Consider the following 25,858-nt stretch of genomic DNA (forward strand, 5'->3'; position numbering starts at 1 on the left):
GCAGAATTATGTCAGACGTTAATATTAAAATCACCGACAGAGAAGGGGTAACCCATGATGTCGTAGCGCCTACGGATATGTCCATGAACTTAATGGAAATTATCCGTTCCTATGAATTGGCAGAAGAAGGTACTATTGGGGTATGCGGAGGAATGGCGATGTGTGCTTCATGCCAGGTTTATGTAATCAATGATCCGGGTCTGGAACCAATGGGAGATGAAGAAGATGCCATGCTGGCTGAAGCTTTCCACGTGAAAGACAACAGTAGATTAGGATGTCAGTTACATATTGCCGATGCCATGGAAGGGCTCGAAGTGGAAATTGCTCCTTATCCTTAGAAAATATTTTTTAATCTTAATAAAAAACCCGTCCGGATTTTCCGGACGGGTTTTTTCTTTATACCTCATCTTTGCTGATCACTTTCCAGATTGTAGGAGCCTGATAATGTCTCATTTTTTCCAGCAGATCATCAATTGAATTACTGAGGAGTACCATATCACTGTTGATTTGTTTTAAAAATCCTTTGTCCACCATGGTCTGAATAAGTTGAATCAGGTCATCATAAAATCCGTCAATATTCAAAATTCCTATCGGTTTTTTGTGAAGTCCCAGCTGTGCCCATGTGATCATCTCGAAAAACTCTTCCAACGTACCATAGCCACCGGGAAGAACGATAACCCCGTCACAGAGTTCGTTCATTTTGGTTTTTCTTTCGTGCATGGTCTCCACGATAATAAGCTCTGTCAGGTTTTTATGGGCAATTTCTTTAGACTGTAAAAACCGGGGTAAGACTCCTGTTACTTTACCTTTTTCACTTAAAGCACCATTAGCAATTGTTCCCATTAAACCGGTTTCCGAACCACCATAAACCAGTTGTATATTTTCTTTTGCTAAAGTTTGTCCCAGCAGAAATGCCTGTTCTTCATAAATTTTATCTGTGCCGAAACTTGAGCCACAGAATACGGTTATACTTTTCATTGTATTAGATTTGTTTTTTATACTATTGTTGAGATGCTTCGACAAGCTCAGCATGACGCTGCTAAAAATTATCTCTAAAAAAGCAGTTAGTATTAGAGATACCATGCTGAGCCTGTCGAAGCATTTTTATAATTAAATAAATATATTCAGACTAAAACTAAAAATATCCAAAATCATAAGACTTTGGATATTAATATAATTATTTTAATGTTCTATTTCTGAGGGATATTGGCTAAAATATCTTTCAGGAAGCTCCAGAATTTCTGAGTTGAAGGAATATTCGCTCTTTCATCAGGAGAGTGTGCACCTCTGATAGTAGGTCCGAAGCTTACCATTTCCATTTCAGGATAGTTGGCACCGATGATACCACATTCAAGACCTGCGTGGCATGCTACTACATGAGGTTTTTCAGTGAACTTTTCAATATAAAGTTTCTCCATCAGCTGTACAATCTCTGAACCAGGTTTTGGCTTCCATCCCGGATATGAACCGCTGAATTCAACATTCATTCCAGCCAGCTCTGCTACCGATTTCAATTGTTCTGCCACTGAATATTTGGAAGAATCTACAGAAGATCTCGTAAGGTTTAAAATCTTAAGTTCTCCACCTTTCAGTTCTACTCTTGCTACGTTGTTGGACGCTTCTACAAGATCAGCCACATCAGGGCTCATCCTGTATACTCCGTTGTGAAGAGCCTTTAAAGTGAGGATCACTTTTTTTGAATCTGCTTCTGAAATAGCTTTGTCGGAAGACGTAGAGTTTTCAATATTGATCTGGATTCCCGGTTCTACAGCAGCAAATTCTTCTAAGATCTCTTTTTTAAGAACCGTTACATTTTCAATAAATTCCTGAGCATTTCTCACTGAAATTACAGCAACTCCTTCTCTTGGGATAGCATTTCTCAATCCTCCGCTGTCGATAGAGATCAATTCAATATTCTGGTTTTCCAGTCCGGTATAAAGAAGTCTTCCTAAAATAATATTGGCATTTCCAAACCCTTTATGGATATCCATTCCGGAGTGTCCACCCTGAAGACCTTTTACTTCAAGTCTTACAATTTGTCCTTTTGAAGCTTCTGCAGCATAGGTTTGAGTGATTGTCACGTCTACACCTCCTGCACAGCCGATATCGATTTCATCATCCTCTTCCGTATCAAGATTCAATAGAATTTGTCCTGTCAATTGTCCTGGTTTTAATCCTAAAGCACCTGTCATTCCAGTCTCTTCATCAATCGTGAAAAGAGCTTCCAATGCAGGGTGTGGAATATCTGAACTTTCAAGGATAGACATGATGGTAGCTACTCCTAAACCGTTATCAGCTCCCAAAGTAGTTCCTTTTGCCTTTACCCAGTCACCGTCAATTTCCATTTTGATTCCTTCTGTTTCAAAATCGAAATTCACATCATTGTTTTTCTGGCAAACCATATCAAGGTGTGATTGAAGCACGATGGATTTACGGTTTTCCATTCCTGCCGTGGCCGGTTTCTTAATAATAACGTTTCCTACTTCATCTACCGTAGTTTCCAGTCCTAAATTTTCACCAAATCCTTTGATAAAAGCTATTACTTTTTCCTCCTTTTTTGAAGGTCTTGGAACAGCATTTAATCTGGAGAAATTTTTCCATATAATCTGCGGTTCTATATTAGATAATTCCATTGAAATTTATTTTTCTCAAATTTACGAAATAAAAAATGCTTCCGTGAGATACAGAAGCATTTTTGTAGGATTTCGCTTTATTAACATCCACACTCTCCATAGATCGGAGTGGTAAATGTAGTTCCGTCTGGTTTCTCTATAGTGAGAGTTCCTTCAAAAAGTAAAGCTTCTTCGCCCTTTATTTTTTTACCTTTTACGGAAATTTTATAATCATCATTTTCTATTTCCTTGGTCAGCAATTCATCTACTTCCATATCACTTGATGAAATGAGATTCATTGCCAGTCTTTTACCGTCAAGCATCATGTATGCTGTTTTTCCGGCATCATCGGCGTAGATATATCTTTCATTTTCAAAATCAGATTTGCTGGCTGCAAAATAGCAGGAACATTCTTTGATTTCTTTTGGAAACGGAATGGTTCCCACCAGAATATTTCCTGAAGAAGGCCCAATAGAAGCAGTATCTTTAGCAATATGTAAAGAATCGGCATGAGCAGAACCTGAAACAGTTTCTTTTTCCTTTTTACAGGCTACCAATAGAAATGCGGAAAATACAATGATTACATATTTCATGTCTTTGTGGTTTTATAATTTGTTTATCCTCTTGCTCTTTCAAGAAGTGTCATCATCAATAAAGAAAGGATTACCAGGCTTTCTTCCTCATCATCAATATCGATCAGTCTGTCCAGCTGGAATCTTCTTCCAAAGAATGAAGGCATCTTTTTCAGTTTAAAATAAGCCTTTCCGTCAATTCCTGTTACCGTGTAAGATGGATTAAGGAAATACCCTGTAAACATTCCGATAATAGGAAGTTCTCCTACAAAGCTGTCCCAGAATCTTACCCATGCACTGTCTTCCTGAATTTTAAACTTAGGCTGATCATGCGCGTCCAGAATATCATAACTTGCTTTCCAGATAGAACGCATTCCTTTTCTTGCCAGTCTACCGAAGTTTTTATTATCGATAAGATCATTCAAAGAATAAGAAGCATTAAAATCAATCCATTGATTCGCTCTGATTCTGAAAAGTTCCTTAGACTTGCTTTCATCATTAAAAATGATAACATCTTCTTTCAACTTGAACATTTTCTGACGAACATATGCCACATAATTTCCGTTTTTGTCAGTAATGTTGAAGTCACTTGCTAAAGTAGTGATTTTGAATTTGAAATCCAGAGGATAATTAAGATTGTTAAGTACCATGTCAGTTTATTTTTTTCATATTTAATTTAAGCCGCAAATATAAAGGTTTTTTTAGTGTTCTCAGGTATGGGAGAAATATAAAATATCATAATGGGACATTAACCTCATGGTCAATAGTCAATTTTTGCTGCGCAAAGCCAATAGTCAATAATCACTTTATACAAATTCACAAACGAAGTGAATTGACCATGCACGATTCACTATCAATTATCAACTTTAATCCTTATTTTTGTACCTATGGATTACCCTAGTAAAGTATTGGCAAAAGCAGTAGATGAGATTTCGGGATTGCCTGGGATTGGAAGAAAAACGGCTTTGAGATTAGCACTCCATTTGTTGAAGCAGCCTAGTTCCAGAGCTGTAAGTCTTGGAAACTCCCTGATTAATCTTGTCAATGAAATAAAATACTGTAAAGAATGTCACAATTTTTCAGATTTTGACATTTGTGAAATATGCAGCAACGAAAAGAGAAATGGTGAACTGATCTGTATCGTTGAAGATGTACGTGATGTGATTGCGATTGAAAATACAGGAAAGTATACAGGAAAATATCTGATTCTCGGGGGGAAAATTTCTCCAATGGAAGGAGTGGGGACAGGCCAGCTGAATATTCCAAGTATTGAAAAGAAACTGAATGACGGAAAGGTGAAGGAATTTATTTTCGCATTGAGTGCCACCATGGAAGGGGATACCACAGCTTATTATATTTATAAGAAATTTAAAAGTTTCAATGTGAATTTTTCAAGCATTGCAAGAGGAATTTCAGTAGGGGATGAATTGGAATATGCTGATGAAATTTCTTTAGGAAGATCTATTATCAATAGGCTGCCTTACAACGAAAAGGATTAATATGAAGCTGTCCGTTATTATTGTTAATTACAATGTTACCCAATTGCTCAGAAGCTGTCTCCAGTCGCTCCAAAAGTATATACAGGAAATAGATTATGAAGTGATTGTCATTGATAATGCTTCTACAGACAATTCATGGGGTGACCTTATCCCTGAGTTTCCCAATGTATACTTTATATCTTCTACAACAAATGGTGGTTTTGCAAAGGCGAATAACAAAGCTGTTCAAATGGCAAAAGGGGAGTATATTCTGCTTTTAAACCCTGATACGGAGTTGGAAGGATTTTATATGAAAGAATTGCTGGAATTTGCAGATGCCCAGCCTTCATTCGGATGTCTGGGAGTGAGAATGCATGATGCAGAAGGTCATTTTCTTCCTGAAAGCAAACGCTCAGTTCCGGATATGTTCAACTCGTTTGAAAAACTGTTTACCAATTTTAAAAAGAACAATTCGAAATCCTATTACAGGAACGACATAGAAGAAAATGCCATTGCAGAGGTAGATGTGATCACCGGAGCATTTTTATTGGCTAAAAAAGAGGTCTATGAAAAAATAGGAGGATTGGATGAGGCTTATTTTATGTATGGAGAAGATATTGATCTCTGCTATACATTTTTAAGAAACGGATATCAAAACTTCTATTATGGGAAGGTTTCTATCCTTCACCATAAAGGAGAAAGTACAATTAAGGATGAAGTATATCTCAACAGATTTTATGGAGCCATGCAGATCTTTATTGATAAGTATTATAAAGAATCGAAGCCTGTACAGTATTCTTTTTTGAAAGCAGGATTAAAGCTTCGGCATCAGATTGAAAAGATCAAATTAAAATAAAAAAGCAACTCAATTTGAGTTGCTTTTGTTGTATGTAAGATAATATTCTTCTTATTTTGCCGGAGCTACCGGAGTAGTTGTAGTAGAAGAAGCAGGAGCTGACTGTTTAGCCGGAGCTTCTTTCTTAGCAGGTTGTTGTGCAGGAAGTGTCTGAGATGGCTTACCTGTGATAACAACGCTTAAAAGGATAAGAACGATGATAGTTCCGCCTAGAGTCCATGTTGCTTTTTCCATGAAATCATTGGTTCTCTGTACCCCGAACTGTGCAGATGATGCACCTCCGAATGTACTGGAAAGGCCTCCTCCTTTTGGGTTTTGTGCCATAACGATAATTACCAATAAAACACTGGCAACCATAACAAGAACCATTAGTAGTGTAAATATAGTATCCATTAATTCTTATATCTTTTTGAATGGGCAAATTTAATCTTTTTTTACTGAATGACAAAAAAAGATGTCGCCAAATGTTGATAAAAATAAAAACGGCAACAATTGTTGCCGTTTTTTGTATAAAAATAAGGTGTTCTTATTTAAAATCCGCATCTGTAGCCTTATTGATCTCATAAGACTTTACCGTCATCGTCATGTCCATTCCCATCTGACTTACAGAGATGGTGTAAGGCATTTTAACTCCGTTTACATCTTTGTAATTAGAGAATGTTGTTGGGATGGTCATTTCCTGGCCTTTAGCTTTTACTTTTTTAGTTTCTCCGGTTTTTAATCCCGTTGCAACACTATAGTAATAGGTGGTATCTCCACCTTTAATAGCATAAGAATCTTCCCCTCCGATTTTTTCAATTCCGCCTAATTTATAATCAGCAGATTTTGCAAAACCTAATTCTTCGAAAAGTTCAGGGTTCTTTTGTTTTTCAGCAATTTCTTCCGGTGTGATATCCACTCTTTGTCCCATTTGCATCGAATAACCGGTTTTTCCATCGAAAACCTGCTTCTGAACAACCTGTCCCATTGCTGTTACAGTGGTAAGTTCCTTTCCGCCTTGTGCCTTAACGATTTTAAAATCGATGTTTTGTCCTTGCATAGACATTGAGGCATTGGTAGTATAAGAAGTGATTTTTGCCAGATTAGCTTTTCCTCCGATAGCATTGATGTATTTGTCAACTACAGAAGCTACCGTTACACTGGCATCCACTTTTTGTACAGTTGGTTTTGCAACGGGATTCGCTTCCTTATCAAAATATTTTACAGGATAACCTAATTTTTCCAATCCTTCAGAAATGTCAGATGCCTTACCAGCGATGAAAATTCTGCTTTGGTTAGGTAAAATAGTAGCTTTTACAGCATTGGAAACATCTGCAGCAGTTACTTTATCGATAGACTTTAAGTAATTGGTATAGAAATCAGCAGGAAGATCCTGAACTTTTTGGTTCAAAGCGAATCTTGCGATTGTCGCCGGCTGCTCTAAAGACATAATGAAAGATCCTTTCAGTTTAGCTTTAGCATTGGCTAATTCTTCTGGTTTTACAGTAGAAATAGCGTTAAGTTCATTCATGAATTCTTTAACAGCTTTGTCTGTCACTTCGTTTCTTACGCTTGCACTTGCAGAGAATTGTGGAGAATACTTGCTGGCAACCATACTTGAATACGCCCCATAGGTAAATCCGTTTTTCTCACGAAGATTCATGAAAAGTCTGGCTTCACCACCACCACCAAGAATATAGTTGGCAATTGTTGCAGGGAAGTAGTTGGCATCTTTCATTTTCAGAGTGTTCAGGTTGTTTAAAGAAACAACAGACTGTACTGCAGAAGGAACATCTACTACGTTGATCTCAGTTTTAGCAACATTAGAAGCTGGTTCTAACTGTGCAATAGGAGTGTTTGCTTTTTTCCAGCCATTGAAAGCTTTTTCAATCAAAGGTTTTACCTGGTCAAACTTTACGTCTCCAACAATTACTAAATAAGCATTATCCGGAGCGTAGTATTTTTTATAAACATTTTGTACGTCAGCTAACTGAATTTTATTGATAGATTCAACGGTTTCAAACTCACCTCTTGACGTATTCTTTCCATACATCAAAGCGTTAGAAACTCTTTCAGCAATAGAAGATGCATTTTTTTCTTCAGACTTTAATCCCTCGATAGCTCTTTCTTTAGAGCTCTGAATTTCTTCAGCAGAGAATTTAGGGTTAATGATTGCATCAGCCATCAAACCTAAAACTTCAGGGAAATATTTTGAAAGTGAATTGGCAGAAGCACCTCCTGAAGAGAAATTAAGGTTCGCTCCAAGGTAGTCTACTTTTTTGTTGAAATCATCTTTGCTGATGTTGGTAGTTCCGTTTTCGAACTGTTCAGCCATAATTTCGCTTACTCCGGTTACTGCTCCTTCGTTGTATGGAGGTCTGTCCATAGAAAGGCTTGCACTTACTCTTGGTAATTTGTTGTTTTCAACCACCATTACTGTAAGACCGTTGCTTAGCTGGAAAGTTTTTGGCTTCGCAATGTTAATCGCAGGAGTAGGTCCCGGTTTCGGCATTGCATTAAGATCTATTTTTTGTGCTGAAACCATTCCTGTAAAGAAAAATGCTGCAGCTATATATGTTAATTGCTTTTTCATTTGTAAAAATTTAATTTTTAATAATCATGTTATCACCTAAAAGTTGAATGATTACTTTTTCTCAGGTACGTAATTGATGATTATTCTTTGGTTGGAATTAAGATACTTTTTAGCCGCATTTTGAAGATCCTGTCTGGTGATAGATCTGTAAATGTCAATTTCTTTGTTGATCAAATTCGTGTCACCCATCAATACGTGGTTGGTTGCCAATGAAGCAGCAATTCCCTGAATGCTAGAGTTCGCATTTACAAACTGGTTTTCGTATTGGTTTTGAAGTTTTTGATAATCTTCTTCAGAAATTAAAGTAGTCTGAAGCTTTTTGATTTCAGCATCAATATCCGTCTGTAAAGCCTGTTTTGTAGTCTGTCCCATCGGAATTGCGAAGAAGGCAAAAATACTGTAGTCTTCAAGTCCCTGGTTGAAAGCCGCTACCTGAAGTGCTTTTTTGTCCTGGTCTACTAATTTTTTATATAAAACTGAAGACTTACCGCTGCTTAAATAAGAAGAAAGCATATCTAAAACATACGCGTCTTTTTCTTTGTTAGCCGGAGTTCTGTACGCGAATACATACGCCGGAAGCTGGATGTTCGGGTCAGTAGCAGTCACTTCTTTTTCCTGTGTGATAGGCGTTTCTTTCGGGAAATCTTTTGGATAAAGGGTTCCTTTTGGAATGCCTCCATAGTAGGTTTCGATCCATTTTTTTGTCTGCTCAGGTTTGATATCTCCTGCAACTACTAAAGTAGCATTATTAGGAACGTAATACTTTTTGTAGAACGCCTGGAACTCTTCTAATTTAGCAGAATTCAGATCTTCCATAGAGCCAATTGTCGGCCAGTTATATGGGTGATTGGTAAATAAATTTTTCTGAATGGTCGTGAAAAGATTTCCATAAGGCTGGTTATCCATTCTTAATCTTTTCTCTTCTTTTACAACCTCTCTCTGTGTATCTACACCAATCTGGTTGATAACAGCGTGACGCATTCTTTCCGCTTCCATCCAAAGTCCAAGCTGTTCGTTGTTGGAAGGGAATGTTTCGTAATAATAAGTTCTGTCATTGGTGGTGTTGGCGTTGTTCTGCCCTCCGTTTGAAGAAACGATTTTAAACCAGTCTCCTCTCTTGATGTTAGGAGTTCCTTCGAATAAAAGGTGTTCAAAGAAGTGAGCAAAACCTGTTCTGCCTTTTACTTCATCTTTTGCACCTACATGGTACATTACACCTGTTGTTACAACTGGTGCCGAGTTATCCTGATGAAGAATTACGTGAAGACCATTGGGAAGGTCATACTCTTCGAATTTGATTTGCTGTGCATTCAGCATTAGCCCGAAGAAAGCTACGGCAGCAGCAGAAAGAAGTCGCTTTTTCATAAAATTTAGAAATTGTTTATCAATTAGTATGAAAAGTGAATTAAATGTTACAGAATGTGTAGAAATATATAGGTGACGGTGAATAGTGAATGGTGAATTCGCTTCGCTTGTCAATTTGTTACGTGATTAGGGTTGCGGGATTTGAGACCAAGACTAATCATTCACAATTCACTTGCGGAGCAAAATTGACCATTGACAAATACTATCTGAATACTTCAAATTCCTAACTTCTCTATGAAAGTTTGAATTCTCCTCCGAATACCTTAATTTTGTGTTCCCAAAATTTTTTTGCTGTATGGACTATTTGAAAGGACTCAACGAATCACAATATGAAGCTGTTACCTCTTTACAAGGACCTCTGATGGTACTTGCCGGAGCAGGTTCCGGGAAAACGCGTGTATTGACTATGCGTATTGCCCATTTAATACACAACGGAATAGATCCTTTCAATATCCTGGCGCTTACCTTTACCAATAAAGCAGCACGTGAGATGAAAGACCGTATTGCAAAAGTAGTTGGAGACAGCAATGCAAGAAGCCTTTGGATGGGAACATTTCACTCCGTTTTTGCAAGAATTCTGAGAATTGAAGCCCATTACCTTGGATATCCTTCCAACTTTACCATCTATGATCAGCAGGATGCTCTGAATGTGATTAAAAAAGTTCTGAAGGATATGAATATTGATGCAGATCTTTATAAACCAAAAAAAGTTCAGGCAAGAATTTCAACCTATAAGAACAATCTGATCACGGTAAAAGCTTATTTCAACAATCCTGAACTGATGGAAGCGGATGAAAAAGCGAATATGAAATTCATTGGGCAGATTTACCAGAAATATGTGGATCAGTGTTTCAGAAACGGATCTATGGATTTTGATGATCTTTTATTGAAAACCAATGAACTATTGACCCGTTTCCCGGAAGTACTGGCAAAATATCAGGACAGATTCAGATACATCATGGTAGATGAGTATCAGGATACCAACCACTCTCAGTATCTTATTGTAAAAGCTTTGGCTTCAAAATTCGAAAATATCTGTGTGGTAGGAGACGATGCACAGTCTATTTACTCTTTCCGTGGAGCGAATATCTATAACATTTTAAACTTTAAAAAAGATTATACGGATGCCAAAACAGTATCATTGGAACAGAATTACCGTTCCACACAGAATATTGTAAATGCGGCTAATGTTGTTATCGCTAAAAACCTGCAGCAGTTTAAGAAAAATGTATTTAGTGATAATGAAGAAGGAGATAAGATTAAAATATACCGATCTCTTTCCGATGCTGATGAAGCCAATTTCGTAGCTGGAAATATCTGGGAACTTCGTAATCGTGACCAGAGAAAATACAGCGATTTTGCCATTTTATACAGAACCAACTCTCAGACGCGTGCTTTTGAAGATGCCCTGAGACGTAAAAATATTCCGTACAAAGTGTATGGAGGACTTTCTTTCTACCAAAGAAAAGAAGTAAAAGACCTTATTGGTTACCTTCGTCTTCTGATCAATGAAAATGATTCTGAAGCATTGATGAGGATTATCAATTATCCTGCAAGAGGAATTGGAGAAACGACACAGAATAAACTGATTGTTTTTGCTGATGCCCACAATATAGCAGTTTCAAAAGTATTGGAGAATCTTCCGATGTATGCACCGCAGCTAGGTTTGAACAACGGCGTTTTAAACAAACTGAACGATTTCTGGTCCATGATCAAGGCTTTCCAGGTATTGCTGAAAACAGAAACAGCTTACAGTGTGGCTATGGAAGTAGCAAAGCGAAGCGGATTAATCAAGTTTTTAAAAGATGATCAGACTCCGGAAGGAATTTCCAGAGTAGAAAACGTACAGGAATTGATGAACTCTATGCAGGGATTCATTGAAGAACAGATGCAGCTTGAAGACGGAGATCCTAGTCTTTCCAACTTCCTTGAAAACATTGCCCTTTCTGCAGATACTCAGGATAAAGAACTGGAAGATGATATGGTTTCTTTGATGACGATTCACCTTTCAAAAGGACTGGAATTCCCGGTGGTTCATCTGGTAGGACTTGAAGAAAACCTTTTCCCAAGCTTTATGAGCTCGGCAACCAGAGAAGACCTGGAAGAGGAGAGAAGATTATTCTATGTGGCTTTAACAAGAGCCGAAAAACAGGCCTTCTTCTCTTATGCTGTTTCACGTTTCCAATGGGGGAAAATTACAGATGCTGAGCCTTCAAGATTCTTAAGCGAAATTGATGATGAATATATTGAATTCCTTAATCCGGCTTTGGAAAAAAGGTTTATCAATAATTCAGGAGTGAAATCCAATATCTTTGATGAGCATCCATCTGAAATGAGATCTTTCAAAAAGGTTGAGAAAAAGACCATCGACAGAGGAGATACTTCGAAACCTGCTCCTGAAGTCAGAAAACTAAAACCGGTAAGTACGGCTAAAATTATCAATCCAAGCGGAGCTTCTTCTCAGGATATTGAAGTAGGAGATAAAGTGAGACACGACCGTTTTGGAATAGGAGAAGTTACTTTCTTAGACGGAACAGATCCTCAGAACATCAAAGCAAAAGTAGTTTTCATGCATGAAGGAGAGAAAAATCTGATCCTGAAATATGCTAAACTGACTAAGATTTAATTTCAGAATAAAAATATAAAAGAAACGGATTCAATTTTTGGATCCGTTTTTTGTTTGACCGGCATGTTCGCAATGTGACTATTACGCTGTGTATATTTTTCGATCGCGAGCTAAGATAATCCTCTCCTGAACGAAGTGCCGTTGCAACCGGAAGAATAATCAATAAGCAGTTTATTTCTTTGCGTGCGTAACATTTTTCAATATTTATTATGAACTTAATCTTCTATAAAGCAATGTTTTTTACGAATGTTTCCTTAATTTATCATAACTTTAAATGAGGGATAGAAAGAAACGATAATAGTTTTTTACAAAAACAAAGTCTATCTATTTTGTAGACTAATAAATAAATTTTACATTTGCACCTTGTAAAAACATAAATGTTAATCAAATTCTAAACTATGAATAATAAGAAAACTATTCTTTCGGCCTCTGTTTTATTTTTCCTCGGTGTATTTACTTATGGACAGGAAAAAGACAGCATAAAAGCAAATAAAGACACCATAAAAACCAATACTGTAGAAGAAGTAGTCGTACTGGGTTCAAGAGCCGGTGCCAGGTCTAAAGTAGACAGCCCGGTTCCCGTAGATGTATTCAATGTAAAAGAATCTTCTATTATCCTTCCACAAACCAATATCGGACAAATTCTTAATGCGGTTGCCCCTTCATTTACTTCTACCATTCAGACGAATTCAGATGGAGCAGATCACCTGGATCCTGCACAGCTGAGAGGCTTGGGGCCAGACCAGGTTTTGGTTTTGGTGAATGGAAAAAGAAGACATACTTCAGCATTGGTGAACGTCAACGGAACACCTGGAAGAGGTACCGTAGGAACCGATTTGAATGCCATTCCATCTTTCGCTTTGAACAGGATTGAAGTATTAAGAGACGGAGCTGCCGCACAATACGGATCTGATGCCATTGCCGGTGTTATCAACCTTGACCTGAAAAGAGATACAGGAAAACTGGCAGGACAGATAAGCTATGGAGGAAATCTTACACCAACAGCTAATGACCACACCGGAGATTTTGACGGACAAAATATTCAGTTGGATTTAAACTATGGGAATAAAATCGGAACTAAAGGAGGGTTCTTTAATATTACCTGGTCTTCACAATTCAGAAATCCAACGTACAGAGCAGGAACAGAAAGTGGTCCTATTTACAATGCGTATAACGCCATTGAACAACGTGCCTTGAATGACGGAGTGAACCTTTCTTCTCTTTTTACGAATATCTATAATACTCCCAATTCACAGCAGCTTGTGAATTATATCCATCAGTATGCACAGAATGTAAATTATTTTTCTCAGGATTTGCAAAATTCAATCCAGGGAGCGAATACCATTTCTGCGCTACAGAATGTTTTGAAATCTGCCAATTTTACAAGAGATCAACTTAATTATATCACTGATCAGGAATTGGCTTACAGAGGACAGACCAGAAAGGACTTTAATATGCAGGTAGGGCAGTCTAAGCTTAACAATCACCAGCTTTTTGTGAATGCTGAGATTCCTGTAAGTGACAACTGGAAAGTATATACTTTTGGAGGTTATAGTATAAGACACGGAACTTCCGGAGGATTTTACAGAAGACCAAGTGAAAGCAGAACTTTTACAGGATTATATCCTAATGGTTACCTTCCACAGATCGGAACAGATATTCAGGATATCTCATTAGCAGCTGGAATCAAAGGAAAATGGGAAGGCTGGAATATTGATTTCAGTAATACATACGGACAGAATTCATTTACCTATAATATTCAGAATACAGGAAATACTTCTTTGCGTTTTGCTTCACCAAGAGAGTTTAATGCAGGAGGTTTAAGGTTTTCTCAGAATACCATCAATTTAGATTTCTCTAAAAAATATGATGTATGGGAAGGGGTTAACGTTGCCTTCGGCGGAGAACACCGTTATGAGAATTTTAAAATTACCCAGGGAGAAGAAGCTTCTTATGCGACCTATGATGTTTCTGGAAATGTTTGGAACGGAAATTCTGTAAGACCTACAGATTTTTTTGGAGCATCGCTTCCGGGAGGTTCTCAGGTATTCAACGGGTTTAAACCCGGAAATGCAGTCGATAAAAACAGACAGTCGGTAGCAGCCTATGCAGATGTGGAATTCAACTTTACCAACTGGTTGTTAGTGGATGCAGCAGCCAGATATGAAAACTATTCGGATTTCGGGTCTACATTCAATTATAAACTGGCTTCAAGAATCAAAGTAGCGCCTAATTTCAATGTGAGATTTGCAGGATCTACAGGATTCAGAGCGCCATCAATCCACCAGATTTATTATAATGTAACCTCTACATTATTTACGAATAATCAGCTTTTGGAAGTAGGAACATTCAGTAATGATTCTCAGCTGGCAGGATTACTGGATATGCCAAAACTGAAGCAGGAAACATCCAAATCAGCAAGTGTAGGATTTACGTACAGAATTCCTTCAGCGAGTCTTACCTTTACAGCAGACGGATATTTCACGAGAATTGACAACCGTATTATTCTTACAGACCAGTTCTTAAAAGCGAATGTTCCTCAGAAAGCACAGGAAGCTTATGATCAGTTAGGAATCAATGCAGCGCAGTTCTTTACGAATGCCATTGATACGGAAACAAAAGGAGTTGACGTTGTAATTTCACATAATGCTAGATTCTCTGGATTTAAGTTGGATAACAATTTTGCCATTAACCTTAATAAAACAAAACAGGTTGGTGATATCCATTCTGCAGGACTTCTGCAGTCTCCACAATTGGAGAAGGTATATTTCTCTGAGAAATCAAGAGTGTATCTGGAAGAAGCAGTACCGAGAGTGAAAGCCAGTCTTTCTCATACGCTTTCATGGAAGAATGCAAGTTTATATCTGAGAAATACCTATTTCGGAAAAGTAACAGGAGCCGATATTATTGATGTAAACGGAGACGGAATTATTGATTTTAATGAACACCAGCAGATCGGAGATAAGATCATTACGGATTTATCTGCTGCTTATCAGTTTACCAAAAATGTAGGATTGACTTTGGGAGTAAACAATTTGTTTGATATCTATCCAACGAAAAACCTTAATGCTTCTACCAATAATGACCAATTCATCTATTCAAGATCTACTTCACAGTTTGGGCAGAATGGAAGGTATGTTTTTGCAAGATTGAATTTTAATTTTTAAATAAAACAAATGCATAAAAAAACAGTTCAGAAATCCTGAACTGTTTTTTCTTTATGTAATATGAATTAAACTTTTATTTTTGAACCATTAAGATGTAATAAGAGTGTACGAGTATTAAGATAAGATTCGCTTTAAGCTTAAGAATCAGAAAGATTCATCTTAACTATACTTTATTTCTTCAATCCTCTTTAATGGTTTTTCTTTATAAAATTTGAATTTTATCTTTCTACCAGCTCTTTCACCGGTTCACCATAATGGTCAATTTCAGTTGTTTTGACTTGAAGAAGCTGATACCACTTTCTGAAAGCTCCTGCAAATACAATAAGCATCAGAACCATGGCGGTTACCGCTAAAGCAGCCAGTAAATACTGTCCTTTAGGAATATAAATGGCTGTCACCTGAATATAACCGGCCCAAAAGGTAATTCCAGCCATAAACACCCCTGGAATAGCCGAACATAAAGCATATTTTCCCCTGTTCATTCTGATCAGCATCGTCGTACAGACAATAAGCCCGCAGGCTGCCAGCAATTGGTTACTGATTCCGAATAACGGCCAGATACTGTTCACATTTCCGGTGTACACCAGATATCCCCAGGCAAAGGTGAAAAGAAGACTGCTGATAATGATTCCCGGAATCCAGTTTTTATCATTGAATTTTGGAACTACGGACCCCAGCATTTCCTGTAAAAAGAAACGTCCGACTCTGGTTCCTGCATCAATAGCAGTAAGAATAAATACCGCTTCAAACATAATGGCAAAATTATACCAATAAGCCGTCAGCTGATCCATATATGGAATTTTATTAAAGATATGGGCCATTCCCACGGCCAGAGATACAGCACCTCCGGTTCTGCCGTACAGATCAATACCTATTTTCTGTGAGTAATAATCAATATCTACTCCGTGCAAAGAAGGATGAGCTGCCAGAAATGAATCATAAGCCTCTTTGGGAGTATTGATCGCAAAATAATCACCAGGCATCAGCGTACATGCTGCAATAAGTGCCATTAATGCGACAAAACCTTCTACCAGCATTGCTCCGTAACCAACAAAAAGAATTTCCCTTTCTTTATTAAGCATTTTCGGAGTGGTTCCCGTAGCAATCACCGCATGGAATCCGGAAATCGCTCCACACGCAATTACAATGAAAATAAAAGGAAGGACCGGCCCGCCAATAATAGGCCCACCTCCATTAACAAAAGCTGTGATAGCAGGCATCTGTATCGTAGGATGGATAACGATTACTCCTATAGCCAGCATGATAATGGTTCCGATTTTTAAATAAGTTGAAAGATAATCTCTCGGAACCAAGAGAAGCCATACCGGCAATACAGAAGCAATAAAACCATAGAGAGGAATCGCTATAGAAATCGTTTTAATATCCCAGGAAAATAAACCATTCATCGTAGGATTCTGCATCAGAGTGTGTCCTCCAATAATCCCTGCAATCAGAAGAATTCCTCCCAGAATACTTGCAAACAGGACACTGTTCTTTTTATAACGCATAATCAATCCCATAATAATAGCAATAGGCATCGTAATGATTACTGTAAAAAGAGACCATGAAGCTTCGTGCATCGCGTTGATACAAGCCAAAGATAAACCTGCCAGCGTAAGAATCAAAATGAAGAGGATTGCAAAACCCGCCACCGTACCCGTTGCTTTCCCGATTTCTTTGGAAGCAATCGTGGCTAGACTTTGCCCTTTATGTCTCACTGAAGCAAAGAGCACAATCATATCATGAACACCACCTCCCAGTACGCATCCTATCAATATCCATAAAGCTCCCGGAAGATATCCGAACTGCGCAGCAAGAACAGGTCCTACCAAAGGACCGGCAGCTGCAATAGCCGCAAAATGATGCCCGAAAAGTACATTTTTATTGGTAGCCACGTAATCTTTACCGTCGGCAAATTCTACAGCAGGTGTCGTATTTCCGTCATTGAGCCTGAGAACTTTATTGGCAATGAAAATACCATAAAAGCGGTAAGCTATCGCAAAAAGAAGAACAGATACAAAGATGAGCGTAAGTGCGTTGATATTGTTTAAAGATTCCATATTCTTTATTTTTGTTGATGAAAAATTAAATTATTGGTACTTTTGTTGTTAATAATTTAAACAATAGCCAAGGTAATTAATTCTCAATGAAAAATATCAATATGTATATCAATCTAGCAAATTTATTATATTTGTATGTGTTAATGTTTTGATTTATAGTTATTTGAATTGTATTTTGATGAGAGTATGTATATTACTTCTTCTGTGAAAGAATGAATTCCACCATCTGATCCGTAATTTGATCCAGATAAGCTTTATCAGTGGTGCCAAAGCCATGGACTCCGCCATCAACGACGATCAATGAGTTCTGTATTTTAGCTCTGTTTAATTTTCTGTGAAGCTTTTTAGACTGGCTTAAAGGGACAATTTTATCATTATTCCCCTGAACAATCAAAGTTGGAACTCCTCCGGAAACAAAATAGGCAGGGGAAATCGTTTTAAGATAGTCAATAGCACTGTCCTGATTTTTTCTGATATCAAACCCGGAAATTCCTTTGACAAGATTCTCCTGTAAACCGACAATTTTTTTGGACATTAATCCAATGAGTGCTACCGGGATTGTGCCTAATTTGGTGTGGAAAAGTTTGTTGAGGTCTGCAGGGCCATAGTGATCAATCACATAATTCACCTTAGCCGAATAAGAGGAAAGTTCCGGATTACCCAGATAAGTATTGTCTGGTGTATAGGCTGCCATCAGAGAAAGATGAGCTCCGGCAGAAGCCCCGAATAACCCGATATTATTGGGGTCGAAATGATATTTCTCTGCATTTTTTCTTACCCACCTTATGGCATCTTTGGTGTCTTCCAGAGGCAAAGGAAAATGAATGCTGTCACTTAAAAGCGTATAATTAATACTGATCACCGCATATTGTTTGTCTACCAGTTTTTTTACAGTCGTTTCAAGATAATTATCTGCATTTACCACTTTGTCACCTTCTACCCATCCGCCTCCATGAACGTAGATCAATACCGGAAGCTTTTCAGTGGTGGCATTCTTGGGAGTATAGAGATCAAGAGCGAGAGGTTTCCCCTTTTTGTTTGTTTTGTAGACGATATCTTCGGAAACTGCTGCAATTTCAGGAAGTAATGTACTTTTTATAGCAGAAGCTTTGTTTGGTCTTAATGGTAATTCTTGTGAAAAAAATAAATTAGAAAATCCTATAATTAAAACAAAAAACAGGTTTGTGAAAAACCTGTAGATTGATATGTTGTTTGTAGATAAATTCATAATAAATTTTTAAGAAAAGTGTTACTTTACTAACTCCTCAAAAAGCTTACCAAAAGTGACATTCAGATCCTTTGATTTTCCCGGATGAGGTCTTGAGGTCTGGACTACAGAACTTCTTACCGCTGTCAGCCATCGGAAACGTTCCGGAATATCAAGAAAAGCAATAGGACCGCCATCTTTCTCACCGTTAGCAATTTTTTGAAAGCTTTCAAGATTGTGGATGATATCATCGTAATCCAGTTTGCTGTGCATCAGTTTGAATTTGTCCGGACACAAATAGAATTCCACTCTGATGAATTTTTCCTTCTTGGAAAACATCACCAGTCCGATATTGAAAAATTCTTCTCTTTCAACTTTAGGTACCAGGCGTATTACCGCATATTCATATATTTTATCCTCTTGCATTTTTCGCTTCGTTTACAAAGATTTGAGAATTTTCTAATCTGGTTTTCATAAACTGAAAATAGATCTCACGGATTTCTTCTGGCGTTTCGTCAGCATCATTCCAGTGTAACCAGTCTTCAGGAATCATATTGACAATATTTCTGAAAAGAGTGTCATTCAAAACTTCATGGGCAAATTTATCCGCTTCACCAAGCATTTTGGCCTTAGGAAGAAGCACATGATCTTTCACATATTTGAAAGGCGTTTTGGCCGCTGCATCGAAATTCTGCCATGAGTGGTGAAAGTAGAACGAAGCACCATTATCGATGATCCAAAGTTCTTTATGCCACATCAGCATATTCGTATTTTTAAAAGTACGGTCGATGTTGGTAATGAATGCATCCAGCCATACTATTTTTGAAGCCAGAAGCGGATCCACACTTACTCCCGGATCATATGTAATAGAACCGGAAAGATAATGTAACCCAAGATTCAGACCTTCAGAAAACTTCAGAAGATCCTGTATTTCCTCATCGGCTTCCGTTCTTCCGAAATCAGCATCAAGATTAACGAAAACAAGTTCAGGAATTTTAAGTCCCAAAGCTTCGGTAATTTTCCCGCCCAACAGTTCGGAAATCAGCATTTTTACCCCATGGCCTGCGCCACGGAATTTTAAAACATATTTGAAATCATCATCAGCTTCTGCCAGAGCCGGAAGAGATCCTCCTTCTCTCAGGGGCAGAATGTAACGCATCACGGTTACAGTTCTTAAATTCTGCATGCAGCAAAAATAAGCTTATTTTTTAATAATTTTTTTAGTGAATTCCTTTTCTCCTGTTTTATATTGCAGGAAATAAACTCCGCTGGTCAAATGTTGAAGTGAAATACTGTAGCCAGTCTCTGTTTTATTCAAATGATGAGGAATGATTTTTCCTGAAGCTTCTGTAAGGGAAATTACTTCAAATTTCTTTTTAGAAACAATGTAAATAAGGTTTTGAACAGGATTTGGATAGATTTGAATTCCATTTTCTATAGTTGTTTCTGCTGTATGTAATGTGCTTACAACAACCAGTTTTGTTTTGGTCGTAGTTGCTCCGCAGGCATCTGTAGTAAGTTTTACATGATAACTTCCTCCCACAGTATAGGTGTGTGTCGGATTTTCCAGCGTAGAAGTCGTTCCATCGCCAAAATCCCATGAATAATTAGCTGCATTTTGGGTTGTATTCGTAAACTGAACGGTGCCTGCTCCGGTAAGCTGATAAGTGAATCTGCTGTGAACATCATTGTTGGTTACATACCATTTATCAGGCTGGTTATACACTTCTGTTTTCACAATATCTTTGATCAGTTGAGCCTGCGCCGGAGTAAGATTTCCATTAAAAGGAATCTGGGTAGGATCTTTCTTGAATATAATCGTATAAAATGTATACGCAGCTGCCATAGAACCAATGTAGCTAGGGTGCGATTCATCCTGATCATACAATTCAATGGCCGGGTTTTGTTCTCTGATCGTTCTCCAGACTTTACCTACAGGAGAGACAATACCTTCATTGTTCATCGCCATTTCCATGTAACGGTTATAAATTTGAGTGTCCATTCCCTGATATGTGCAGACTGTGGGAAGTCCTGGACAGTTGGTTGCATCACCATTTTTACGGCCCCAGGTCATATAGAAAATAACATTTCCACAAGGATTGGCTGTTTTAATTAAATTGGAAAGCTGAAGAGCATAAGGATACACCTGATTTTGTACCTGTGAATCGGGAAACGAAGGAAGCTGGCTCTGTTCCTGTAAAACCACGTAATCCCAGTTTCCCTGATTAATATCTGAAGTGACATTCGGATTGTTGGCATGATCCTGCAGGGTAGCACCTCCCGGAGTCTGGCTGTGATGTTCGAACACATCGCCATTAGATGTGGCAATACTTTGAATAAGACCAGGTAAATTGTTAACATAAGTATAACTGTTTCCAATAAAGAATACCCTTTTGGTCGTCTGGCTCAGGATGAAAAAAAATGTAATTAAAGATAAAAAAAGTAGAGTTTTTTTCATAAATTTCAGTTTGAATTTATCCTATAAATATAAATAATATTAAGCAAAACCCATTTGTTTTATGAATTTGATTATAGAAAAGAATATATACTTAGAAAATAAAGAAACAAAAGGTTTTCTTGCTGATGCTTTTTATAAAGACAGTCAAAAAAAACTTCCCCTGATCATATTTGTTCACGGATATAAAGGGTATAAAGATTGGGGAGCCTGGAATCTGATGGCTGAAAAGTTTGCGGAAGCAGGTTTTTTCTTTGTCAAGTTTAATTTTTCACATAACGGGACTACAACTGATGATCAGTTCAACTTCGGAGATCTTGAAGCTTTTGGGCAGAATAATTATTCTAAAGAACTTTCAGATCTTGGAGTGGTAATTGATCACTTTAGTAAAGATCCCCATGTGGATGATGAAAAGATTGTGCTGATCGGGCACAGCAGAGGAGGAGGAATTTCTATTGTTAAAACTTTTGAAGATGAAAGGATTAACGGGTTGATTACGTTGGCTAGTGTGGATACTTTAAATCGTTTTCCAAAAGGAGAAGCCTTGGAGAACTGGAAAAATAATGGTGTTTATTATGCTTTAAATGGGCGTACACAACAGGAAATGCCTCATTATTATCAGTTTTATGAAGACTATGAAAAGGATATTCACCGTTTTGATGTAGAACGAGCTACAGAAATGGCTAAAGCTCATATGCTAATTATTCATGGAACAGAAGATGAAGCGGTAGAGGTGAAGCAGGCAGAACATCTTCATATTCTTCACCCTAATTCTGAGCTTTTTCTGATTGAAAATGCCAACCATACTTTCGGGGGAAAAGAACCATGGGAAGGAAATGATTTACCAAAAGATCTCCATACTGTAACTGAAAAATGCATTGATTTTATCAAAGAAAAATTGAAATAAAACATTTAAAACTACGTTATTATATAGTAACCACCATAAAATATATTTATGAAAAAAATTATTGCAGGCGCATTTGCGCTTTCACTATGTGTTGTTTCATGTAAAAAAGAAACAAAAACCGAATCTTCTGTAAGTAGTGATACTTTGGCAACCGTAATGCCTAAGGATTCCGTAACAACTCCAAAAGCAGATTCAGCGGCAACTGCAGTTCCTTCTGCTCCTGCTCCGGATAATGTTATTACCAAAAATGTGGGTAAATATCCTCATGATATTAAATTCTTTGAAGATAAAGGTATTTCAGAAAGACTGAAAAAACTTACCGGTGCTCAGTATGATGAAATGGTAAAGAATTTCAACGTGGAAAGTCCTATTGCATCAGAAAATGGAATCTACAAACTGACAGGATGCAAACAACACGACTGTCCGGGATATGCCACAAGCATTTACTATGATGCTAAAAATGACAACCTGAATATTTCTATTGATAAAAACGGTAAAGCAACAGAATTTGCTGAAAAAGGAAAAATTACTGTTTCAGAATCGCTTAAATCCAAATAACAGAAAAGGAGTGAAACTTTCACTCCTTTTTTATTGATGATCGATAGATATCTTTAGTTCGTTTTAACAGCGTTCTTTTTTACTGCCTTTAAAAGACTTCGAAAGTTTTTCATAGTCATAATTTCTGTTGAAGGATCAAAGATAGTCACCTTTTGATCTTTTTCCACCGAAACTTCTGAATATGCTTTGAGAGAATATATTTTCTTCATAGTGCTGATATCATAGACATCCATCGTTGCAAAAGTTTCATTTTTTTTATATTCATATTGCGTTCCCATTGAATTGTCTAGACCGTTTCGCACTTTCATGGTGTAGATGTTTACCAGGAAATTGAAATCAGAGTTTCTTTTCAATACCTCAAGATCTTCAGTTTCCGGATCAAAAGGAATACTATTCTGAATGATATTTTCTGCTTTTGCCGTTTTTAAGTCAAAGGCTTTGCCATTGCTTAAATCCTGGAATAGTTGAAATGCTTCCTTGCTCATCATTTTCCGGTGGTGCGAATCTACATCCGTTTTGATGTTGTTAATCAGCCACTTTTTGTCCTTCGAAAACACCAATGATTTGCTGTAAATCCCGTAATCTTTTCTTACAGGATAATAACATGACTGTAAGGTGATTAAGAGAAAAAGGAAGAATATATATTTTTTCATCTATAAATTCAGACTACTTAATTAAAATCTTCCAGGCTTCTTCAATTTTACTTTCCAGAAGTAATTTCTGGGCATCTAGATGGATGTTTTCATCGGCATGAAAGTCTCCGGCTGGTAATACTTCCGTATTGGCAAGCATTCCAAGGTCATTTCCTGTAAAGACTTTACTGTATTTAATAGAATCTGGCAGCAGATCGAAACCGATTCCTTTTGTTACCAAAGGTTTGGGTACTTCAAAAAGACTGTTTTCATTGCTTCTGGAATACCAGTTGCTGCCTAAACGGGCTACCATATCCAGTTTTTTCTGATCCAGATTTCCTGCTTCATTCAAATATTCTTCTCTGATATGGATTTTCTGAACTTCACAGATTACCAGATTTCCTGCTCCGCCCTGATCACCCAATGATTTTACCTCTAAAACCTTACATTCAAAGTTAACAGGGCATTCTTCAATAAGCTTAGGCTGTACAAGATCTGCATCTTTCATGGTAAGGCCGGATTTGATAAATTCATTCACTCCGGTTTCGTATTCTGTAGATGCTAAAGAGATCTGTTGTACAATCGGAAAATTGACTGTTCCGATGACTACTTCCGGTACTTCAAGAACATTTTCCAGTGTATGTTTGGTAGTATTGTCACGAACTCTTCTCGATGGTGAAAAAATCAGAATCGGAGGAACCGTGCTGAACATATTAAAAAAACTGAACGGAGATAAGTTATTATTACCGTCTTTATCTACAGTAGATGCCAGTGCAATCGGTCGTGGTGAAACGGCCGTCTGCATAATGGTCTGCAGTTGTACGGAGGTTATCTCGGAGGGGATTACTGTTTTCATGTTTTTACTTTAAAAGATGCTTCGACTCCGCTCAGCATGACATTTCGAATACTAACTGTTAAGCAGTATATTTCTAGCGATGTCATCCACCAAACCTTATAGGTTTTCAAAACCTATAAGGTTTAATAGTAGTATTGTGCAGAGCTAAAATTTAGATAAAAATTAAAGTGCTGGAATGATTTTACCGGAAACTTCCCCGAAACCTACTCTCACACCGTCTTTTTCAGCCCAGGCCTTCATGGTAACCGTATCATTGTTTTCAATGAATTTTCTTTCTTCTCCGTTGCTTAATGATAAAGGATTTTGTCCTCTCCATGTCAGCTCAAGCATAGAACCGAAAGACTTTGGATCACTTCCGGAAATAGTACCGCTGGCATATAGATCACCTACTTCCACATTACATCCGTTTACGGTATGGTGTGCCAGTTGCTGGGTCATATTCCAGTACATGTGTTTGTAGTTGCTTTCACAGATCAGATTCTGATCTCCGTTTTCAGGCTGGATATATACTTCAAGGTTGATATCGTAATTTTTATCACCTTCAAATTTTAAATAGTCTAAAACCTCAGGATCCTGCACTGGAGAAGCAGTTCTGAATGGTTCCAAAGCTTCCAGTGTAACCACCCATGGAGAAATGGATGAACCGAAGTTTTTCGCAAGGAATGGCCCTAGCGGAACATATTCCCAGGATTGAATATCTCTTGCAGACCAGTCATTGAAAACAACCATTCCGAAGATCGCATCTTCTGCATCTTTGGTAGAGATGCTTTCTCCCATCTCTGTATTTTTATTGATGATAAAGGCCATTTCCAGTTCGAAATCCAGTTGTTTACATGGTCCGAAAACTGGTTTGTCTGCATCTGCAGGCTTCATCTGACCTTTAGGACGGTTGATTTCCGTTCCGGATACTACGATAGAAGATGCTCTTCCGTGGTAACCTACCGGTAAATGTTTCCAGTTGGGTAATAAAGCATTGGCAGGGTCACGGAACATTTTTCCTACGTTGGTAGCATGTTCGATGCTGCTGTAGAAGTCCGTGTAGTTCGGGATGTGCACAGGCATCATCATTTTTACTTTATCCAGGTCATAGAAAGCTTCTTCAATAGTTTTCTGATCTTTTGATAAAATTGATCCTTCCTGTAATAAGGTTTGGATTTTAGTACGAACAGCGTTGGTAACAGGTTTACCCAGCTCGATAAATTCGTTGATGGTATACGCTTCAAAAACATTGTCGTCTAATCCTTCAATATCTTCAAAATACCCAAGATCGTACAATGTAGCAAGGTCAATGACCTGATCTCCGATTCTTGTACAGCATCCGATATATTCTTTGTTAAAAACTGCGACTCCGAAAGGAATATTGTGTATAGAAAAATCCGAATTTGAGGAATAGTCTACAAATGATTTCATAAGTTTAGATTTTAGTTAGATTCAATATCATCCGGAGAATTCCCCGGAACATTTATTTGGTCTTTTTTGAGTAAGAGGCTTCATCAATCCATCTGTCTCTGGTATTGACATCAATAAGGTACAGAATATTGTCCTGTTGTGTCAGCAATAAAGTCTTCGTGACAGGCATTGGGATTTTTTTGTTTTCAAGCATGTCTGCTCTTAAAGAAATAATATTTTTTTTCCTGATGATATCACCGGTGAAAACATTGGAACTGCTTTCTCCAGTTGCTTTATCATCGAAAACTTCTACATAGGTGGCATTATTCCCTTTGATAATAATAAAGTCCCTCTCCGTATGGTCGGCTTCATCTTTAATAAAAACAAACTTTTTGTTGTCAATATTTACATTTTCAAGATGCTGATTGATGCCTTTTCTTTGTTCAAGTCGGTTAAGGATTTCATTCAAAGTTCCATATTGGGCTTTAAGCCCTAAGGTTCCCAGAAGAAAAATCCCGATTAAAAGTTTTCTCATATACTGTGTTT

Annotated in this window: 23 protein-coding genes; 7 read left to right on the forward strand and 16 right to left on the reverse strand. The window is 37.6% G+C overall.

Annotation, left to right across the window (positions count from 1 at the left end; genetic code table 11):
* Positions 1 to 8 precede the first annotated feature (8 nt).
* The gene (locus PZ898_RS20870; protein ID WP_034697026.1) at positions 9 to 338 is read left to right on the forward strand and encodes a 2Fe-2S iron-sulfur cluster-binding protein; all 330 of its coding nucleotides are present in this window, start codon (positions 9 to 11) and stop codon (positions 336 to 338) included.
* 58 nt (positions 339 to 396) lie between these two features.
* Here PZ898_RS20870 and PZ898_RS20875 read toward each other — a convergent pair whose 3' ends face one another.
* The 4 genes from PZ898_RS20875 to PZ898_RS20890 all read right to left on the reverse strand — a co-directional run bounded on the left by PZ898_RS20875 (position 397) and on the right by PZ898_RS20890 (position 3,834).
* Positions 397 to 978 (reverse strand): TIGR00730 family Rossman fold protein, encoded by a 582-nt coding sequence (locus PZ898_RS20875; protein WP_277694152.1) that lies wholly within the window; start codon positions 976 to 978, stop codon positions 397 to 399.
* Positions 979 to 1,190: 212 nt separating this feature from the next.
* Positions 1,191 to 2,633 (reverse strand): aminoacyl-histidine dipeptidase, encoded by a 1,443-nt coding sequence (locus PZ898_RS20880; protein ID WP_123278861.1) that lies wholly within the window; start codon positions 2,631 to 2,633, stop codon positions 1,191 to 1,193.
* A gap of 80 nt (positions 2,634 to 2,713) precedes the next feature.
* Positions 2,714 to 3,205 carry a hypothetical protein gene (locus tag PZ898_RS20885; RefSeq protein WP_277694153.1) on the reverse strand — a complete coding sequence of 164 codons (492 nt, stop codon included), beginning with the start codon at positions 3,203 to 3,205 and terminating at the stop codon, positions 2,714 to 2,716.
* 23 nt (positions 3,206 to 3,228) lie between these two features.
* Entirely contained in the window at positions 3,229 to 3,834 is a 606-nt protein-coding gene (locus PZ898_RS20890; RefSeq protein WP_062675394.1) for a hypothetical protein, read from the reverse strand.
* Between the two features lie 237 nt (positions 3,835 to 4,071).
* Between PZ898_RS20890 and recR the strand changes: the two genes are divergently transcribed.
* Both recR and PZ898_RS20900 read left to right on the forward strand, forming a co-directional pair.
* The gene (gene recR / locus PZ898_RS20895; protein ID WP_277694154.1) at positions 4,072 to 4,683 is read left to right on the forward strand and encodes a recombination mediator RecR; all 612 of its coding nucleotides are present in this window, start codon (positions 4,072 to 4,074) and stop codon (positions 4,681 to 4,683) included.
* On the forward strand, positions 4,679 to 5,518 hold the full coding sequence (locus PZ898_RS20900; RefSeq protein ID WP_277695612.1) for a glycosyltransferase family 2 protein: 840 nt from the start codon (positions 4,679 to 4,681) through the stop codon (positions 5,516 to 5,518). Before recR ends, PZ898_RS20900 begins: the two co-directional genes overlap by 5 nt.
* Before the next feature lie 51 nt (positions 5,519 to 5,569).
* On the opposite strand, the gene secG is transcribed toward PZ898_RS20900, so the two are convergent.
* The 3 genes from secG to PZ898_RS20915 all read right to left on the reverse strand — a co-directional run bounded on the left by secG (position 5,570) and on the right by PZ898_RS20915 (position 9,455).
* Entirely contained in the window at positions 5,570 to 5,911 is a 342-nt protein-coding gene (secG, locus tag PZ898_RS20905) for a preprotein translocase subunit SecG (RefSeq protein WP_062675391.1), read from the reverse strand.
* A gap of 133 nt (positions 5,912 to 6,044) precedes the next feature.
* Complete coding sequence (locus PZ898_RS20910; RefSeq protein WP_062675390.1) at positions 6,045 to 8,090, reverse strand: pitrilysin family protein; 2,046 nt, start codon at positions 8,088 to 8,090, stop codon at positions 6,045 to 6,047.
* A gap of 51 nt (positions 8,091 to 8,141) precedes the next feature.
* Positions 8,142 to 9,455, reverse strand: coding sequence for a pitrilysin family protein (locus tag PZ898_RS20915; RefSeq protein WP_047429324.1), 1,314 nt, complete (start codon positions 9,453 to 9,455; stop codon positions 8,142 to 8,144).
* 295 nt (positions 9,456 to 9,750) lie between these two features.
* Here PZ898_RS20915 and PZ898_RS20920 point away from each other — a divergent pair, with 295 nt between their 5' ends.
* Positions 9,751 to 12,081: a UvrD-helicase domain-containing protein gene (locus PZ898_RS20920; protein ID WP_120233524.1), complete on the forward strand. Its 2,331-nt coding sequence runs from the start codon at positions 9,751 to 9,753 to the stop codon at positions 12,079 to 12,081.
* A 398-nt stretch (positions 12,082 to 12,479) separates the two neighbouring features.
* Positions 12,480 to 15,248: a TonB-dependent receptor gene (locus PZ898_RS20925; RefSeq protein WP_277694155.1), complete on the forward strand. Its 2,769-nt coding sequence runs from the start codon at positions 12,480 to 12,482 to the stop codon at positions 15,246 to 15,248.
* A gap of 218 nt (positions 15,249 to 15,466) precedes the next feature.
* Here the strand turns inward: PZ898_RS20925 and PZ898_RS20930 are convergent, their stop codons facing one another.
* From PZ898_RS20930 to PZ898_RS20950, 5 genes are all read right to left on the reverse strand, one after another.
* Positions 15,467 to 17,308: a carbon starvation protein A gene (locus PZ898_RS20930; protein ID WP_277694156.1), complete on the reverse strand. Its 1,842-nt coding sequence runs from the start codon at positions 17,306 to 17,308 to the stop codon at positions 15,467 to 15,469.
* Between the two features lie 193 nt (positions 17,309 to 17,501).
* Positions 17,502 to 18,536, reverse strand: coding sequence for an alpha/beta hydrolase (locus tag PZ898_RS20935; protein ID WP_277694157.1), 1,035 nt, complete (start codon positions 18,534 to 18,536; stop codon positions 17,502 to 17,504).
* 21 nt (positions 18,537 to 18,557) lie between these two features.
* The gene (locus PZ898_RS20940) at positions 18,558 to 18,941 is read right to left on the reverse strand and encodes a DUF3037 domain-containing protein (RefSeq protein WP_062675386.1); all 384 of its coding nucleotides are present in this window, start codon (positions 18,939 to 18,941) and stop codon (positions 18,558 to 18,560) included.
* Positions 18,928 to 19,701: a HipA family kinase gene (locus PZ898_RS20945; RefSeq protein WP_120233527.1), complete on the reverse strand. Its 774-nt coding sequence runs from the start codon at positions 19,699 to 19,701 to the stop codon at positions 18,928 to 18,930. The genes PZ898_RS20940 and PZ898_RS20945 overlap by 14 nt, the downstream gene beginning before the upstream one ends.
* 15 nt (positions 19,702 to 19,716) lie before the next feature.
* Positions 19,717 to 20,973: a PKD domain-containing protein gene (locus tag PZ898_RS20950; RefSeq protein ID WP_277694158.1), complete on the reverse strand. Its 1,257-nt coding sequence runs from the start codon at positions 20,971 to 20,973 to the stop codon at positions 19,717 to 19,719.
* A 61-nt stretch (positions 20,974 to 21,034) separates the two neighbouring features.
* Between PZ898_RS20950 and PZ898_RS20955 the strand changes: the two genes are divergently transcribed.
* Both PZ898_RS20955 and PZ898_RS20960 read left to right on the forward strand, forming a co-directional pair.
* Positions 21,035 to 21,877, forward strand: coding sequence for a dienelactone hydrolase family protein (locus tag PZ898_RS20955; RefSeq protein WP_277694159.1), 843 nt, complete (start codon positions 21,035 to 21,037; stop codon positions 21,875 to 21,877).
* Positions 21,878 to 21,925: 48 nt separating this feature from the next.
* Entirely contained in the window at positions 21,926 to 22,435 is a 510-nt protein-coding gene (locus PZ898_RS20960; RefSeq protein WP_123278853.1) for a hypothetical protein, read from the forward strand.
* A 53-nt stretch (positions 22,436 to 22,488) separates the two neighbouring features.
* Here PZ898_RS20960 and PZ898_RS20965 read toward each other — a convergent pair whose 3' ends face one another.
* The 4 genes from PZ898_RS20965 to PZ898_RS20980 all read right to left on the reverse strand — a co-directional run bounded on the left by PZ898_RS20965 (position 22,489) and on the right by PZ898_RS20980 (position 25,847).
* Positions 22,489 to 23,088 carry a hypothetical protein gene (locus tag PZ898_RS20965; protein WP_277694160.1) on the reverse strand — a complete coding sequence of 200 codons (600 nt, stop codon included), beginning with the start codon at positions 23,086 to 23,088 and terminating at the stop codon, positions 22,489 to 22,491.
* 13 nt (positions 23,089 to 23,101) lie between these two features.
* The gene (locus tag PZ898_RS20970; protein WP_123278851.1) at positions 23,102 to 23,923 is read right to left on the reverse strand and encodes a flavin reductase family protein; all 822 of its coding nucleotides are present in this window, start codon (positions 23,921 to 23,923) and stop codon (positions 23,102 to 23,104) included.
* Positions 23,924 to 24,085: 162 nt separating this feature from the next.
* Positions 24,086 to 25,333, reverse strand: coding sequence for a fumarylacetoacetase (gene fahA / locus PZ898_RS20975; protein WP_277694161.1), 1,248 nt, complete (start codon positions 25,331 to 25,333; stop codon positions 24,086 to 24,088).
* Positions 25,334 to 25,385: 52 nt separating this feature from the next.
* Positions 25,386 to 25,847 (reverse strand): hypothetical protein, encoded by a 462-nt coding sequence (locus PZ898_RS20980; RefSeq protein ID WP_114820841.1) that lies wholly within the window; start codon positions 25,845 to 25,847, stop codon positions 25,386 to 25,388.
* Between the last annotated feature and the right edge of the window lie 11 nt (positions 25,848 to 25,858).

This window comes from Chryseobacterium sp. WX (genome assembly GCF_029542485.1).
Taxonomy (GTDB): domain Bacteria; phylum Bacteroidota; class Bacteroidia; order Flavobacteriales; family Weeksellaceae; genus Chryseobacterium; species Chryseobacterium cucumeris.